Raw genomic sequence first — 17,865 nt, 5'->3', positions numbered from 1 at the left:
CAACTCAACTATCTTTGAAAGCATCCGAATCAATAGTATAAGTTTTATAAGTTTCAGCTACAGATACGCCTAAGCCATTATCAAGAAGATGTTTACTTAGTTTTTCACCATCTATCAGAACCAAACTTATATTTCTCGCATCTTTCGCCTCATTTATAGCCCCATCTGTAAAGTAAGATGACGTTATGAATACTCCTTTATTTGCATTTTTAGTATTCATAGCCCCGATAAAGCGCTGTACTTCTGAGCTACCAACACCATTACTCTTTCCATATCGTTTAGCCTGGATATAGACTCGCTCAAGACCAAGTTGATCTTCGTAGATAACGCCGTCTATCCCCCTGTCATTTGGACCGCCGACGTGAAATGCCGACTTATCCTTGTCCCATCCAAACCCCATTCTACCCAATAACTTTAGTACAAGCTTTTCAAAGAAACCGGGGTCAGAATTGTAGATCCCATCCATTATTTGATTTCTAATATTATCTATATGATTCTTGTGAAACTGATGTATCAACTCTTCAGGCAGTTCATTTCCTGAAGGCTTCATATTTGAGCTCTTAGGATTTAATCTTTCCTGGCCATCCCATATTTTATATAGGGCTCGATTACCTCGCCCTCCATCGGAAACAAAGTGTTTAGTCGGACTTGCGGACGGGTATTCAACGCCATAGCAGTGTTGTCTTAATTTAGCTCTTACTATTGCTTGAGGATCTTTCGCCCCAAACTCGTATAATTTCTGCTCAACAATTTTTTTATAAATTTCCGTATACGGTAAACCGTCCTTAAATTTAGCTAAAATTGTTTTTATGGCTTCAACTATCGTCATTGCAGTAATTCCCAAAACGCCTTATCACGCATTTTTGTTAGTGTCTTCTTGCCATCTATATACAAGCTGAAGTGCTTTTCCAGCTTGCGGATGGTTTCCATTAAATTCTCTTGCTCGCCTTTATCATCGACATTAAAAATGGCTTTGATATCAGCATTGCGGATCTCGGCCACGCGGTGGATTACCCAGGTGAGAATGTACGAAGCATAGTTATTCTCGCCGGTTTTAAAGTGGGTAATATCCTGCGTTGATAGCACCACACCAACACCATATTCGCGGCCTTCTTTCATGATCCGCCGCAAGCTGGAAAAATCTTGTGACATAAAGTTATCTGCTTCATCGACTAAGATAACTTTAGTAATTTGCCTGAAGTCTCCTTGAACAGCTGGCTTACCATATTTCTGCATCTGGGAGTAAAACAAGTCCAGCGTCAAGGCGACTACTAAGCTCTGCACCTCTGGCGGATACTTAGCAAGCTCAATAACAGTAATACCATCTATTAAATCGTAGAGGCTGAGGCATTTGCTGTTGTCGCTTTCAAACACTTCAAGTTCATTTAGACTTTCCAGCGCAGCGAACAAGGAATCCTCTGCTGGCTCGCTTTCTTCAAATAGTGCCCAAACATCCTTAATAGTTGGTGCTGGCCGCAGCCAGGTATTTGGGTCATTTTTGCTGATACCCGCTAACTCATATGCGTCGCCAACTAACCGTCTGAGTTTTAATTGTTGCTTAGGCCCCAGGTTAAAGGCTTTCCCCATCGTCTCGGAAAAAGCCCGAGCAGTGTGTACCGGCAGCATCGGCGTATCACCGAATAGACTTAACGGGTTATAAGGCAGCTTATAGAGATTGTACTTTTTAGCCTGAGTTGCCTTGATGAAAGCATCGTCGACATAATCTGATTTATAGTCAAAAATCAGCATACCTATTGGCGCACTGTTCACGTTGTTATGCTGGTTGCGATATAGCTGCGTGATCATTGCTTTGGTGAACTGGGTTTTACCTGTGCCCATGGTACCGATAATACCGGTGTTGGTATTCATAAAGCGTGCTGTATTGGTTGGCTCCCAGTACAGCGCTTGCTCGGTTCTGGCGTCATTACCAAACAGCACTTTTAGAGGCCCGTCAGTGGTCTTGATTGGTGCTGGGCTAGCCACTTCAATTGATGGCGCTTCTACAATAGTTTTAAGTGGATCAATTTGCTCTGCAGCTTGTTGAGGTTTTATGCCACTCTGCTCAGGTTGTTCTACAATTTTAACTTTCACGCTTTGTGGTTTTAGCAAATACTGGGCGGGCACCCTGAACAAGGTTTCGCTACTTGCGTTAGCAAGCATGTTTTTTAACGGCTGGCGAATAAGATCACCGAGCCAACCACTGGGCAATTCAATTTTAAGAATGTCTTGCTCTTCACCGTAGCAGGCATCAAAGAAAGTGCCGTCTTCAACGTTCACGAACAAGAAACCTTTAGGGTAATCAGCTAATTCACCCAGCTGATATTCGCCTTGCAGCCACCATTCACGTCTGTCTGTTAGTTCATCAAAGTAATTGTCGTCATACAGGTTATACAACTTGTATTTTTCTACCTGCATTAATACCTGCCGGGCAAATAAGCCACGGTAAAGCAAGCCGGCCAAGTCTGGCTTGCCCAGCAGATCTTCGGAAAGGTAACGTTTTAACTCCAGAGCCTGTAAAAAGCCTTTGCTGTGTGTTTGCCGTTTGCCGGTTTTTACTTCGACCGGCAATAAATACAGTTTGTCATCTTTAAAACCTGCAAACAGTACATCGTCAGATATCGGACCTTGTTTGAAACCCTGCACGGTACGCGAAAAGTCCGACTCGCTGATTTTAAGACCAATATTGCCTGCTACGCGGATCATCTCGGCGACCGACAACGGTATCCAGGTAATATCAGAGTGCGCCAGCAAGCAGTTGATATATTTATATGCACCGATAATGCCCCGTTTGGCTTTACGCTCATTGGAATTATCGGTAATCATCTTCAACAGCCATTCGCCGTTAAAAGCGTTGAACTCTTCGATATGGCCGCCTTTCTCATCGCGCTCAAGCACCTTGCGGTATAAATCAGTTTGCTTGGTCAGCGTTATCGCATCGTAGTTGGTGGAATTGGTGTAATTATCGGAGTAGTGAATAAGCACGACATCTTTAGATGACTCAAAAAAGTCCAAAGTAACTTTAGGATCAATAATACAAGTCCAGATAGACGAGTCATAAGAGCGCTCTAACAAGCTGCGGAAGCTATCGTTCACCGCTAAGGCAGTAGATTTCGCCTTGCCGTGTTGCTCATTGGCTTTGTATGCCGGTTTCACTAATCGGTTATACTGCTGCGCTAGCTGCAAATGTGGCAGGTTAGTCGTGTCCACACCTTTTAAGCCGAAGGCGGTAAAGTAACTATCTTGCTTATTGGCGGCAGCCTCACCTGCAATTAAGCCGTTACATACCACACCGCTGAGCTCCTTGGCCGGATCGACATCGGTACGCTCTACCCGCTGATTGTTGCGAAAGAAGCTTATATGCGCATACTGCTGTTCATCCGCGCTACGGTTATCAAACTTACTGTAGGTCAGCCGTGTACGTAGTAAATCAACGACTAAATCAGCGTATTCTTTAGCTTTACCTTTTGTTAGCTCATAGCGCTGTTTTAACTCTTCGTGTTTACCCATGTCAGCAAAACGGTCGAACTCGTTGTACATCAGCTCGTCGTCGTAAAGACAAACATGGATATAAGGCACTTTGTCTTTTAACGTTTTAACCAGATCAACTAACCCCATAAACAAATCAGTATTGTCGTGATTGTTTACAGAATTAATCAACAGTTTAGCCCTGGGTCCGCAACTGAATAGCATGCTAAAGGCAGCCTGAAACTCGGTAGCTTTTTCAAACACCAGCTTACGCACGTAGCTAAAACTGGTATCTTGCTGCGGCACCAGCTGCAACCAGAAACTATTATCACGCTCTGCCTGCACATAGCTGAAATCGTGCCTGGGATGATACAAATACGGCATTAACCCCTGTGGATTTAACCGCTCTTTGGTAATGCGCGGTAAATCAGCAAAGCTTTGTGCCTGTTGCTTGTCGGCCAGCATCTGTTCGGCAAGGTAAAGGTAGTATGCCAGTACCATTGGGTGCATAGGGGTTATGTATTCAGCACCGTCAAACTGGGCAAAACCGATTTGCATTAACTGCTTTTGCTCTTTGCTAAGCACGTCGTTTTTTGCAATTTCGGCCGTGGCTTGCGCAAAAGCACTGACAACCTGGCGCACCAGCTCAATATACTGCGCATCCCAACCGGATAACGACGGTAAGCACTTGCGTTTGTTTAATTCAAGCAGCAATGCGCAATAAGCCTGAGCAAGTTCTGGATACTGATTCAGATCAGCGGCGTTTAGGTTACGCTCTGCCTCATCATGTCGGTACAGCAGTTGCTCGCTTACCAGCTGATACTCCCATTGCAAGATCGTTAGTCGTCGCCCTTTAGGTGCGACTTCTTGATTGTCGAGGATGATTTTGTTTTTGCTTTTGTTAAATACGCCAAAGTAGCTGGCATCAAATAAACGCGGGTAGCGCTCGGTATCCAGCAACAGTGGCAAACTCAGTGCATCTGAGGCTACTGCACCCTCGACCTCAAAATCGAGGTTGTAGCTATTGGTTTTAACGGTAAACCCAATCTCGGCCGATTCATTCGCCATAGTTTCGAAGTCTATTACGCCAATGTCAGCACAATCGAAAACCTGCCCAGGTTGCTGCAGCTCTGCAGTCGCAGAGTAATCAGAAATCCGTAGCTGATTCTCATCCATTTGCAGTAACAGTTTTTTCTGTTTAACTTGCACCAGAAAACTATGAGCAATGTTTTCCAGTGGGAAATCTGATGCCGGTAAGATCACAATTTTGAAGCTATAACGCTCGCCCGTGTTTTCACGATTTAACCGGATAAAGCAAAACACCGGTGCGGTAATATCTATACAGCTAAACTTTACCCGGCTGCGTTTTCCGCCTGCGTTATTAATTCCTGATAGCTTAACTTTATCCTCGGATGCGTCTTTAACGTCTATTTGATCTTTTTCAACCGCATCGCCTATGAATACCAACTCAAAGTCAGCGTTCGTTTCTCCCTCGTGCAGTGCCAGAATTAAATGCCGCTCACGCTTGCCGGCTTTGGTCGCTGCTTTATCTCTACCCGTTAAATCAACGGTTAAACCAGACTCTTCAGTTTCAAGACTTAAACCAGCTTTGCGGTTTTTCTTTTGCTCTTCAAAACACGCGCCGAGCTCCAACGTTTCACGCCAACGATCGGGTTCAGAAAAATGTTCCTCAATAAACTTTTCACCAAAATCCAACTCACCGAGCTTTTCAACTAACTCACCAGGAAAACGCTCTGTAATTTGCGCGATACGTTCGTGCAACCGCTGGTTTTCTTCCAAGCGCTTTTGAATTTGTTCTTTCTGATTTTCGTAGCGCTTTAAATCGTTATCCGGCAATAGGCCTAATTCATCAAACCTTAAATCACCATCTAAAATAGCGCCATAAAGCTTGTTGAAACCGAATACGGTGCCACCGTTATCAACAATTTGCTCATATACCAGGTCGAGTAAGGTTTCTGAGACTGTACGCTGTTTGTCCAGCGGGTTAATTAATGTTTTGAGCTGCTCTTTTAAGGTGAAGGGGTGCCATACCTTGCCTGGCTGAGCAAGATCTTCAGCAGAGTTTATCAGGGTATCCAACATACTATTGTGCACAATAAGTAGTGCTGCTTCAGCAAAATCGCCTTGCTGCCCTGCGACCATATCACGCAAGCGTGAGATATAGTTTTCAGTAAAACCTTGCTCATTATCAGCGTGCAGCACAGGAATTAACTTCACCGAGCCTATTTGGATATAGGGCAAGTCTGTTGCTATGTCAGTGATGCTTGCCGTTTGATTTGCTAATAATACATCTATCAATAAACGGCTATTCTGGCCGTCCGGCGATTTAAACTGATAGCGAAAACCGGCTTTGAGCTCGCTTTGGCAACGGCTGATTAACTGCTCAACCAGAAAGCTCTCAAACTGTTTTTCTGACATACACTGCATCTCCACTATCACTCATGCGCTCAACGTTGCCGATACGCTCATAGAACTGAACGATTTCAGCCTGGCTTTGTTTATCAAAAAACACACCGCGCTGGTTAAAGCCTTTAATCAATTCATTCAAACGTAATGACTCGTTACTGCCAATAACCAGGTTTGTTAGCAATAGCAGGTAATCCTGATTCATTACCAACACAGAACCCGCCGCGCCGCGCTGCTGGATAAAATCGTTACACAAGTGATCTAGTGTTGCCTTGGCAAAATTGCTGTTGATGTCATCTTTTCCTTGATTGCCAGTCTTAAACTGTTCTACCGATAACTTAAGGACCTGCCGTAAAGCCGAAATGCTGTCTGACTGATCGTATACCTGCACTTTCATCAACTGCCGATCGTTTTTAAAAGACTGAGCAAACTCATTTAGCAGCGTGGTAGCTGGTTCAAAGTTGCGAATACTGTCTGCCAGCATCCATAAAGGTCGCACTTCGTCACGCCCCGCTTGTAGCATTTCAGCCATGGTCAGATAAGGGAAAATACGTTGGACGTGTTTATATAACTGCTGATAACCCGATACTTTCAGTTGTTTTCGTTCGGCACTGGCTTTTTCCGTGTCGAGTATTAAGTAATTAGGGCAAGGCTTAGGTTCGCCTTCTGACCAGTTAATTAAGTTATGCGCTAACTGGCTGGTATATAAAAAGCCATAAAGCCGCAAAAAGTCTTGGAAGCTGTCCAGCAGATACCGCGGCTTGGAGCCCAGAAACGTTAGATCATTTTTAAAGCAGTGCGCCAGAAAAGGTAAATATGGCTGCTCTTTAAACGACCTTTTTTTCATCTTCGCTTCAGGCTTAAGTGCTTTATTCTCAAGCACGTCAAACAGGATTTGCTCAATAAAATTTAGCCGCATTGGCGACAAGTTCAGCAAGGTTTTACCGCCAAGCAAATTGACAAACATATCGCCAATACGTTGGTTATGCTTATTATCTTCAGCCTCTTCAGAACGAAATAACAAAAACTCAGGCGCAATCTTTAGTACATCTGCTGTATCAAAATACATTGCTTTCAACACCGGCCAAAACGCTTCATCATCTAGCCGCTGTCTAAACTCCTGCTCACAGAGCGCCTGAAACTCAGACAAATTTTCTACCGCAAGTTGCTTACGATAAACTTCTGAGATAACCCGGCCAAGAATACTGTCCCAATCTAGCTCTCTTCGTTCAGCTTTAGTTCTGAGCGGAAAAAACGTATTCAGGTAATTTTTTGAGACTTCTAATTTCGTGCTTAAATTCACCTGCTTAGCCTCCGCTCACTTCTAGTTCACTGCCATCACCGTCGGCGTTATACAGACGATAACGGCTAGAGCCTCGCAGTATGTAAAGCGTTTTCGCTTTGCTGGCGATGCTATGCAGCTCTTCCACCAGCTCATCAAGCAATACCACAGCGTTTTTATCATGTTTATTTGGCTGGTAACCTTCGCAAATGCGATGCAACAATCCAAACAAGTTAATGTTGACCGCCATTTTATGTAACGGTTGTTCATCAACTTTAAGACAAGCATGGAAATAGCCAACATGCTCAGACTCAGCGGCAGCTTCCAGTTTAATCGCGGTATTGTCTTGCTTTACATCCACCTGAGCAGCAATATGAAAACCGCCGCGTGTGGTGAGTAATAACTCGTCCTTTCCTAACTGCGGTGCATTCCGATTGTTGTACTTACTAATAGCAGTGAGCAGCACTTCGCGGTAAAACTTCTTTAACTCTTGTTTCGCATCATCTCGCTCGGATGTGTTGTGTAACCGCCATATAGTTGCGTATTTATCCAACAGGCTGTCGTTAAAATCAGCCCTAAAACGATGGTGATACTTGTTGCCAATATCTTCATGTTGCAACAGATAAAACAGGCGGATAATGCTCTCTGGCGAGCGTAATTTTCTGAAATCAAAGCCCATAGATCTCAAAGACTGCTTAAACTCCTCGAACACCGGCTCTTCAATGCTGAGCTTGTGACCTAATACAAACTGGTCAATTAGTTTCGTTCGTAGCAGTGCTGGATCAAAATCTGCGATCTTAGCGACAATTTCACTTTCGCTGCAGGTAAACAAATTTTCGGACAAATAGTTATCACCGGAAAATAAGTGATAAACAAAATCAAGTAGTGCACGGGCCGTCAAGAATTGGTCTTTCATTAACCTGGCTTTAAACAATGACTCAACGACTATTCGCTGCACAGACGGAATAGACAGTAATTCATAGTTCTGACACAGCACGGTGTCAGCATCCGGTAGCGCTCGCTCTTTATCAAAGTACTGGCGGATGATGTTGTCGTCTTGGGCAGTGATGCGTTTTAAAAGTTGCTCGGTAAATTTTGAGCTATAGCGGTGTGTTTCCAACTTAAACTTGGGGTACTGCTCAAAATCGAGAAACACAAATTCGTTATGTAAGGGCAGTTTTTGCAGGAAACTTTTTACGGCATTTTTTATTTTATCGTTCGCTCCCTCTTCCGAATAATTGCCAAGCATACCGGTGTTTATGCCTACGACCAGCGCCAGACTATTTGATTCGTAGTCAGCAAACACTTTATCAAGCCGTTCAATCGCAGTTTCTTGTGGGCTAAAGCTGTGAGTAGCATCGAGGTGAAAATGCGCTTTGTGCTGATACTGCTTAGAGTAGCGAGTGAGTATTTCTGACTTACCATCACCGCTGCTACCGCATAAGAAAATGATCTTTTTCTCGCCGTAGCTAATCGATTTCAAGTGATCATGAAAATCAGCCTCTATATCTGTAGCAACATACAGGTAATTTTTAACAGCATCTAAACTGTTTGCCAACGCAAGTTCGCGCTCGGTTTTAACTGCATAAGGAGAGGATTTAGAAAGTACTCCAAGAACTTCTCTAAGCCGCATATATTAAGCTACCTTGTTGAATTGAGCGACTTTGTTACCGCTCCCTGGTAAACAGCATTACATCACTTTACCATATAAGGTACTTAGGGCAAGGGTCAAACTTTGCTTACAAAGCTCATATTAAAGATGACATTCCGTACTCAGACGTTTTATCTCACAGCTAAGGAGTCTTCCGAATCTCTAAAATACCAAGTTGTAACAAGTGTCATGAGCACATAAAAACTTGCGAAGCCGGCATGCTTGATGAACGCTAGGTCATTGCAAAAAGCACGTTGTTAAAAGTACGAAAAAGTACTAACTATTTATAATATGTGGTCTGAGGATGAAGTGAACACGCTCGATTTTAGTCTCAAACACAGTATCACTGGTATTCCCACATATACCTAGCCACTTTAATAATATGAATAGTGAATAAAACGATGAATAATTGGAAATGTTGAGTAAAGCTACTACAGTAATTATTGGCTACACCCGCAGTAGACTCATAATATCTGAGAAGTATAGAGCCGAAGTATCTGGGGGCACGATAAAACGATACTAAACTACTTCTCAAAATGGGGCTATATATGGAAAAAATAGACTTCATAAATACGGTTGTTTCTGCAACTGAGGCTCGCTTTAAAACCAGAGAAATTACTCGCAAAAACTTAGAATCCAATCTGAAAGCTGGTCTTATTTTTGACGCAAATTCTCCTGAACTAATTGACAATCGGATTTCACGACTTAGCTTTGATAGTCGCATAGCACGAATTTTGCTTGCAGAAGGTATTCCATTTCCCCCTTACATAGCCGCGGCATCAAACCCAGCAGATCCTGCAGCTTTCGAGCGAGTTTTAGGAACAAACGATCTTTTATCTATTCGGTTCTTTCACCTTGGAATCCGAGCAGCTAAAGCAGTAGCGCGAATTCAGATTAAATCTCCGCAAGGAATATCAATAGGATACGGAACAGGATTTATGGTCTCTCCACGACTCATGCTTACTAACAACCATGTCCTATCTAGTGCATCTGTGGCTCAACGAAGTAAAGCTGAGTTTAGTTTTGAAATCGGTGAGGATGGGCAAATGCTTCAGCCTCACGTAATTGAACTTATACCAGACGAATTTTTTGCAACGGACCAGCATCTAGATTACACGTTGGTGGCTGTTCGAGAGAACACAACGCTTCGAGGATATGGGTGGATTCAACTTATCGAAGACCAAGGCAAACTAATAGTAGGTGAATGGGTTAATATTATTCAGCACCCCAATGGTGAACCGAAACAGATCGCACTTAGAGAGAACCAAGTTATTGATGAGCTAGATGACTTTGTTCATTATCACACGGACACTGCACCAGGCTCTTCTGGATCTCCAGTGTTTAATGATCAGTGGGAAGTTGTTGCACTGCACCATTCGGGAGTTCCTAAGCGTGATTCTGCCGGTAATATTCTAACCCATGATAACAGGATGTGGACACCTGAAATGGGAGAGCACAGAATTGCTTGGATAGCAAATGAAGGTGTACGTATAAGTAGTATTGTAAATCATATTAAAGGACTTTCGTTGGGCTATAATAAGAATTTGTTGCGCGACGAACTTTTCAGTTTGCCCCTCCATACAACTGCTGGAAAACATTCGTCCATAATGGAATCGCCGAAATATTCTCTTGATAAGGCTGATTGTATAGAAGAACGTCGCGTTTCAAGTATTACAGACATAAGTAAGTCGGCATCTTGGGAGATACCGCTTATAGTAAGTATCAATATTGGCGAAGTTAATCCTCTGGGCAACTATGCCACACCAAGATCAATGTTAATGCCGGCACAAGTTAAACAACTTATATCTCCAACAGTCGATAGAGACTTAGAGGACGCACTGTCTAAGTTCGATGAATCAAGCTCACGTGTGTATTATCAAGAGAACACAGATAAAGAAGATCAGCAACGCTATTACTCAAAAGTAGACGTCACTGCTGATTCTGACCAATTATTTTTAGAGTTAAGTCGCCTACTGAAGTCAACACATAGAAATAAAGTTAATTATAAGCCTGCGATCCATGTTTACCCTTGGGTAGATCTTCATCCAGATCGTAAGCTCCGAAGCATTTATTCAGGTAAATCATTTGATGCCAAGGAATTTATCTTAGCAGACCAGCAGATCAATAAGATACGAACTGCAAAACTTCAAGAATTCTTGAACAATGAACTGTCTGTTTCTGAAGATATTTTAGTGCGAGAGCTTGATTTTTTAGAGTCATCTTTACCATATAATTGTGAACATGTGGTTCCGCAGTCTTGGTTTGCAAAAAGGGAACCAATGAAGGGAGACTTACACCATCTTTTTGCTTGTGAAAGTGCCTGTAACAGCTTTCGTAGTAACATCCCATACTATGATTTTCTAGATTATGAGGAAGCGTTGCGTGATTCATGTGGTCGCCGTGACGGGCCTGATAAGTTTGAACCAACTTCAGGAAAAGGAGCTGTTGCTCGCGCCACTCTATATTTTCTACTCCGATATCCCGGTGTTATTGGAGATGAGAAAAGAGAACTTCAGGTTGAAAGACTGCAAGTATTGTTGAATTGGCACTCCGCTGAAAGTCCAGATGACTACGAAAAACATCGAAACCAAGCAATTTTTGAAATACAGGGAAACAGAAACCCACTTATCGACCACCCTGAATGGGCGAACAAAATTAGTTTTCAACTTGGTTTCAGTTAATAATGTAGCCAATTACACTTAATAAGTACAGCCCACTATTTATTATAAATTTTAGTTACATAAAAAATATATTTCATAATAATTGACAATGCTTATTTGTTAAAATTTGGCGTATCGTTATTTCAAGTTGGAGTAAATATATGACTACTAATTTTCTCTACAAATTTGGATTCGCAGTATTAATAAATCTGACTATTCCTTTTTCTGGGAATGCTCAAAAGTTTCCAGACGTTGGTTATGAACCTCCCTCCGATTGGAATAAAAATGTCTTTAAGTTAAGCCAAGACTATCCGACTAGCATTCCTAAAAAAGAGAAACTTCCGTGGGAACATATAGATTTCCGTAAAGAACCAGAACGATATTTGTGGTCAGTTCTTGATTACAGCTATGAAGGAAATGTCGAGGTCGATTTTGTTGTTGAGAACAATAAGAAACGAAAATGGTATCATGCTCCCTGGTTACACTATGGAAATAATGGTAGAGAATTTGTTCGTGGTTTAACTCGAGAACGCACTTCTAGAGCATATGAATTAGCATCAACTCAAACAGAAGCATATCGTAACTATGCTGTCGGTTTTTATGACGAAAGAGGGGGATTTGTAATGGGCCAAGTTTGGGATAATCCAACTAAGCCCAATCCTAAACTTGCCTCGTTCCCTGAAGGAACAGTTTCCTTTAAGTTGCTTTTTACTACAGCGCCTCATGATAGAGTCCCATTTCTCGACGGCTCTCCGGAGTGGGTAGCAGATATCGATAAAGCTGAATCAGCTGAATTAATACAAAAAACGAAAGTTCGGTTACTCCAAATAGACATTGCCGTAAAGGATAAGCGGTCTTTAAAAGGTGGTTGGATATTTGGCACATTCCATTACGATAGTGCAATTGCCAACCTGAATCCTTGGCGCCGGTTGAGGGCATTGTCTTTGATGTGGGGAGATGATCCAAAACTTTTACCTGATATAAAGTCCTCTGTACCTGCCGAGAGCTGGGTTAATCAGCTATCACCAATCGTTAAGTATCGATCCAATCCTCCATCTGGAGTTCGCACACCATCAACTTTAGGTTGGGCAGGGAGAGCTAATGGTCCTGTTGATAATTCTGCCAGTTCATGCATGAGTTGCCATGGTACCGCACAACTTCCCGCATCCTCCGGAATGATCCCACCTGCGAATGCCAACAATAGCACCAAGTTGACGTGGTTCCGTAACTTAAAGCCAGGCAAAGCATTTGATAGTGATTCAGTTAGTCTGGATTACTCCTTACAACTGGGCTTAGGTATTCAAAATCTATATCGATTCCAAGCCAGTATAAATAATATGTCTGGGTTCTATACTCTAGAACTTATGCAATCTCGTGCAGCTAATACTGATAGTCGAAAACCAGAATTCTTATTTACACGCGACCCTCAGGACTAAGAGGTTTACCCGTAAAAGACTATACATTAGAACCGGCAGCATAGGCAGCTTTGCACAAAAGCCGAAGCTGCACCGGAAAAAGCTGCCGCTTTGCCTAAGGGATACCTCAGGGTCAGGTCATGCCCCGTGCCCCTTATGATATTTTATTTTTCATAACTAAATGGCTCTTGCTGGACACTGACAAGAATGGCCTTTCTCTGAAGGTCTCATGAATGTCTTTCAGTGGAATTTCGTACAATATAGCCAAGGCATTGTACAAGACTTGGCCCAATATTGTTAAGGATGGCCAGCTGGTGCAGACTCTGCGCCAACAGGACATTACTGGGCTTTTCTGCTCCAGTGATTGCACGTCCTTCGAGTGCAGTTCGCAATGCCGCATGGGTCTTGAAACGTAACCGTCCGGCGAAGTCAACTACCTTCGCCGGCGCTGACCGCTTATCGACAAGTGAGCCGGAAAGTCGAATGCTCTAAGTCTCATTGGTATGTAGAAGCGTGCGAGCAATTATATACGCCCCCTTAAGCATTAATCCCGTATGTACCCGCTGACATAGTGGTCATGGCAATCGTCGCAAACGAACCCTGACTCAACCTCGTGAGTCGCCGGTTCACCACAGTCGCAGATTGCGCGGGAGATCCGGTGCGAACTCTGACAGTCAGGGCAACGCGGATGTTGCTGGTTCAGCTCATCGTCGACTGACTCGAAATCAGCCTCGGATGTGGTGCACCCGCAATCTAGGCACTCAAACTCTTCCTGCTCTTCGTCAGAGCCGTTGTTATCCCACATTTGAACGCCGCTCATGACCGCCCCCCTTTGAGAAAACCAGCGATACGAATTTCAGGCTGTGGATCAGGATTGAACTCGCTGAAATGCTCCCTCAGGATCGAGTCGAATCCGTTTGCACGGAGGGTCTCAATGATTACGAAGCTAAGTGGAGCTATACCATGATTCGTCTGCATCATCTGGTGAGAGGTATTGCCAAGCACTACACGAACAATTTTCTTCGAGTAGTCATCACCGCCGTCGACAGACAGAAGCGCACATTGCACCGCCCCGTAGTAGTCATTCTTAAAATTCAGAAACTCAGCGAGTACGCGCATTGCCTCAGGCTGCTTATTTTCGTACGCCATCAGCAGGTACTCAACACACTCAACCTTGTAGCCACCGGCGTTCGAGGCAAGAAACACGCCGGCCAGGTACTGGGAGTACACATGACCTTGCTTCGCGAGCGACTTGTATTCCTTAATTGAGCTTTGAGGCGCCCACACAGGATGGTGCAGGAAAATATCCTTGTCAGTGTGGTACTCATCGCTCATCGGGTGGTAATCACGGTTCTCCATGAATGCGGCCTTGAACCGGGCGATCACCTTGTTGCGAGCATCACTAACCAGATCAGAATAAGAGCGGTCGTACTGCGCTTTGGCGTAGATGTCCAAAGCCACGCCTATCTTCGTTCCTTTAGGGGCAGCCTTCAGAGCTTCCTCGCGGAAGTCTGCGACCTTGATCTTGATACCCTTGTGAGGAATTGAAAGCGTTAGTTGGGATGTATCAATCGCCTTGGAGAGATGGTGGAATGGGTTCGGCTCTTCCATCACTTCCGTGATCTCAATTTGCCGCTCAGACAGTGGGGCCTGAACCCAGGAGACCATCTTCTCTTTACGGGTTTTAGGCTCACAGTTTTCAACGCCAACCCGAGTGCCGGGCAAGATGAAGTCTTTACTGTCAAAGACCTTCTGGCGAATCGGATGGCGATTTTTACCCAGGATTGTAAGGGTAAATTCTTGCAAGTTTGCTGATTTCGTGGTCATAAGCACGTTCTCCAAAATTGGGGTTTTGGACAATGTCAGGCCACTAAACAAAGTCACTTAACCCAGTTGGGAATGTGCCTCATTTACTCTGTTTTACAGATTGTTCGCTTTTACGACTGTTTGATTCCCATAGGTGGCCTATGGACATGGGGTCAGCCATGCGAGCTAACAAAATACAGCTACTCTCAATGACTGTCAAACTGAGATTGCTGCTTGTCGTCATACGATTAGTGGATCGTCAGAGCATAACGCCATGAAAAGAATGGCCACGCTTAAGCGAAGCTGGCTTGCCAGCCACCGGCAACTAATGTGTTAGTCCGTTTGCGTCCAGGCTATGTGAAAACTGCTGACCACTTTTTGGTCTAAGTAACCTCAAAGCAGTTAACAATTACACAGATGTGATTCTCACACCTCGCACTCTTTACAATCTTTGCACGAGCGTTCGCGTCCGCTTTTTACACACAACTGACTATCAGGTTAGATACGAACCTCTCGCCTAAACTGTCAGATCAAATATGAGCTAATACATTTAATCTTTAACGTATTTGGTGATTCGAGAGAGTTAAACCCTTGTAGACTCGTCAACTTTAGACTGAATCCAGTTTGTAATATCCTCTTCCAGCCAAGCGACCGATCTATTACCAATTTTGACAGGGCGGGGGAACAAGTCCAAAGCAATATATTTATAAATAGTCGAATGAGCCATACTTGTTTTGTACATGACTTCTGCGATTTTGATAAGCCTCATCAATAATCCTAATAGAGAGCAAAGGTCAGTTTGATGCTTGTCTTTAGCAAGGATAAAGCGCTTCCGGTCACAGCTTGGTCACCATTTGGTCACCAGACATAAAAAAAGGCCCTGCTTTTCAGCTAAGGCCTTGATTTATATGGCGCACCCGATAGGATTCGAACCTATGACCTCTGCCTCCGGAGGGCAGCGCTCTATCCAGCTGAGCTACGGGTGCACGCATCGCCTGTTTGGGCGAGGGCGCATTATAGTCAGCCTTAGGCCGCCTGTCTATTGCCTGGCAGTGCGTTTTTTCAACAGTCAGTTATAAATCGGTTATTTACAAGCCTTGGCGCTAGCAGCTAGAGTGGTAGCTCATTCAGTTTTTGGTGCCCAAAAGTTAGTATGGATACTAAGTTAATCCCGATATGGCAATGGATGTTGCTACTGGCGTTGCTGGCTGGTGCGGTCTATACCACTGAAACCCTGATACAGCACGAACGGCAAATAGCCCGTGGCCAGCAATTACGGCATGAAATTGCCAGCGCCGGTCAGTTACGGGCGCTGCTGGAATCGGAGCTGAATATTCCGCTGTACCTGACCATAGGCCTTACCGCGCATGTACAAGCACGTAATGGCGATATATCGCCGGCCGAGATGCATTTATTATTGCCCGAGCTGGCGCATCAGGCGCGGCATATCCGCAATATTGGCGTCGCTCCCGGCAATACCCTGCGTTATATCTACCCGCTAATGGGTAATGAACAGGCACTGGATCTGTACTACCCGGATTTACCCGAGCAATGGCCTGATATCGCCGCCATTATAGAGCAGCGTGAAGCCCGGCTGGTTGGCCCGGTGCAACTTATTCAGGGCGGCACGGCGTTTATTTACCGGGTGCCGGTATATATGAATGCCGACAGTTATTGGGGCATTATCAGCACTGTCGTTGATATCGACTCGGTTTGGGCGCTGCTGCAACGGCAAACTACCGAGCAGGAAGTGCAGGTTGCCATTCGCGGCGTGTCGCCACAGGGGGTTAGCGGCCAGGCGTTTTACGGCGACAACCGGCTGTTTTTTGATGACAGCCTGCAGCTGGATATCAGCCTGCGCGGCGCCTTATGGCAAATGGCTTTGCGCTCCAGCACCACTGCTGCTGATCACGCACTGCTGCTACGCAGTATCAGCTACGGCAGTACAGCGGTGTTGCTGGCGTTATTACTGTGGTTGTTTATATCGCACCAATCGTTACGGCGCAGTGCGGCAGCGCAACAGCATACTAAACTGTATTTACGCGGCATTATGGATAACGTCGCCGATGCCATTATTACCACCGACCCCGATGGCATTATTGAGCAGGCCAATATGTCCTGCTACCCGATGTTTGGCTACTCTCCTGCCAGCCTGCCCGGCCATCACTGGTCTATTTTACTGGCCGAACCACAACGGCTGGATGAGCTGTACAGCGCCACGTCAGATGCGCACAACGAATACCTGACCAGTGGCCGCCGGCGTGACAATAGCCAGTTTTCACTGGCGGTAAGCCGCAGCCGGCTACAACTGCTACAGCAAACCAAACAGCTGCTGGTGCTGCGCGATATATCGGCGCATTTACATGCCGAGCAATTAAAACAGCAGTTTATCTCCACCGTAAGCCATGAACTGCGCCCACCCATTGCAGCTATCTCCGGCGCGCTGGGTTTATTAATGTCTGGCGCCGGTGGCACCCTGAGCTCGTCACAGTTACGCATGCTGCAGCTGGCAAAAAACAATTGCCAACAAGTACTGACACTGCAGGAATCCTTACTGGATGTGGAAAAAGCCGCCAGCGGCACTCTGTCACTGGATATGCAACAAGTCGATCTCTACACGCTGTTACAGCTATGCATAAAACAATGCCATTTGTTGCACCCGACAGTACAACTGCAGCTTAATGGTGACGATAGCGCCAAGCAGCTAACCGTCAATGCCGATGCCGCCAGGCTGCAGCAGATTGTCAGTTACCTGTTACACAATGCGGTGCGCTATAGCGGCGAAAACGGCCAGGTACAACTTAGCCTGAGCCAGGAAGGCAAACACGCCAGAATAATGGTGCAGGATAATGGCAACGGCGTGGCAGAGCACCGCATACCGCAGCTGTTCAGCCGCTTTAACCAAACCGATAAAACCGACCGTGTTTTACAAAGCGGTACCGGCCTTGGCCTGGCGGTAAGCCGCAGCATTATTAACCAGATGCAGGGCAGTATCGGCTTTAAACCGGCCCCCCAGCAAGGTAGCTGCTTCTACATCGACTTACCCATTACAGGTGCAATACCGGGCTAACGGTTGCCCTGAGCAGGTTTTTGTCTTAATTTGATGGCCACTGGCTGCAAAGCGGATGACTCTGAGCGGTAATTTGGCATACTCGACGC

The 17,865-nt window shown here is 44.9% G+C and carries 9 protein-coding genes and 1 tRNA gene; 3 read left to right on the top strand and 7 right to left on the bottom strand.

The window, feature by feature from the left end; genetic code table 11:
- Positions 1-4: 4 nt before the first annotated feature.
- Genes MN202_RS16935 through dptF form a run of 4 tightly spaced genes read right to left on the bottom strand, consistent with a single transcriptional unit; the run spans position 5 to position 8,807 of the window.
- Positions 5-829 carry a restriction endonuclease gene (locus MN202_RS16935; RefSeq protein WP_335737322.1) on the bottom strand — a complete coding sequence of 275 codons (825 nt, stop codon included), beginning with the start codon at positions 827-829 and terminating at the stop codon, positions 5-7.
- Positions 826-5,904, bottom strand: coding sequence for a DNA phosphorothioation-dependent restriction protein DptH (dptH, locus tag MN202_RS16930; protein WP_335737321.1), 5,079 nt, complete (start codon positions 5,902-5,904; stop codon positions 826-828). The genes MN202_RS16935 and dptH overlap by 4 nt, the downstream gene beginning before the upstream one ends.
- Complete coding sequence (dptG, locus tag MN202_RS16925) at positions 5,885-7,195, bottom strand: DNA phosphorothioation-dependent restriction protein DptG (protein ID WP_335737320.1); 1,311 nt, start codon at positions 7,193-7,195, stop codon at positions 5,885-5,887. Before dptG ends, dptH begins: the two co-directional genes overlap by 20 nt.
- Before the next feature lie 4 nt (positions 7,196-7,199).
- Positions 7,200-8,807: a DNA phosphorothioation-dependent restriction protein DptF gene (gene dptF / locus MN202_RS16920; RefSeq protein WP_335737319.1), complete on the bottom strand. Its 1,608-nt coding sequence runs from the start codon at positions 8,805-8,807 to the stop codon at positions 7,200-7,202.
- 566 nt (positions 8,808-9,373) lie between these two features.
- On the opposite strand from dptF, the gene MN202_RS16915 reads away from it, so the two are divergent.
- Positions 9,374-11,506, top strand: a complete 2,133-nt coding sequence (locus MN202_RS16915; protein WP_335737318.1) for an endonuclease — start codon at positions 9,374-9,376, stop codon at positions 11,504-11,506.
- 140 nt (positions 11,507-11,646) lie between these two features.
- On the top strand, positions 11,647-12,921 hold the full coding sequence (locus MN202_RS16910) for a hypothetical protein (protein WP_335737317.1): 1,275 nt from the start codon (positions 11,647-11,649) through the stop codon (positions 12,919-12,921).
- Positions 12,922-13,716: 795 nt separating this feature from the next.
- Here MN202_RS16910 and MN202_RS16905 read toward each other — a convergent pair.
- The 3 genes from MN202_RS16905 to MN202_RS16895 all read right to left on the bottom strand — a co-directional run bounded on the left by MN202_RS16905 (position 13,717) and on the right by MN202_RS16895 (position 15,692).
- Positions 13,717-14,727, bottom strand: a complete 1,011-nt coding sequence (locus MN202_RS16905) for an SEL1-like repeat protein (protein ID WP_335737316.1) — start codon at positions 14,725-14,727, stop codon at positions 13,717-13,719.
- 562 nt (positions 14,728-15,289) lie between these two features.
- Positions 15,290-15,475 (bottom strand): helix-turn-helix transcriptional regulator, encoded by a 186-nt coding sequence (locus MN202_RS16900; RefSeq protein WP_335737315.1) that lies wholly within the window; start codon positions 15,473-15,475, stop codon positions 15,290-15,292.
- Between the two features lie 140 nt (positions 15,476-15,615).
- Positions 15,616-15,692 (bottom strand) — tRNA-Arg (locus tag MN202_RS16895).
- A gap of 167 nt (positions 15,693-15,859) precedes the next feature.
- Here MN202_RS16895 and MN202_RS16890 point away from each other — a divergent pair.
- Complete coding sequence (locus MN202_RS16890; RefSeq protein ID WP_335737314.1) at positions 15,860-17,776, top strand: ATP-binding protein; 1,917 nt, start codon at positions 15,860-15,862, stop codon at positions 17,774-17,776.
- Positions 17,777-17,865 lie beyond the last annotated feature (89 nt).

The sequence above is a fragment of the Rheinheimera muenzenbergensis genome (genome assembly GCF_036984005.1).
GTDB classification, from domain to species: domain Bacteria; phylum Pseudomonadota; class Gammaproteobacteria; order Enterobacterales; family Alteromonadaceae; genus Alishewanella; species Alishewanella muenzenbergensis.
This window is presented reverse-complemented; position numbering and strand designations above follow the sequence as displayed.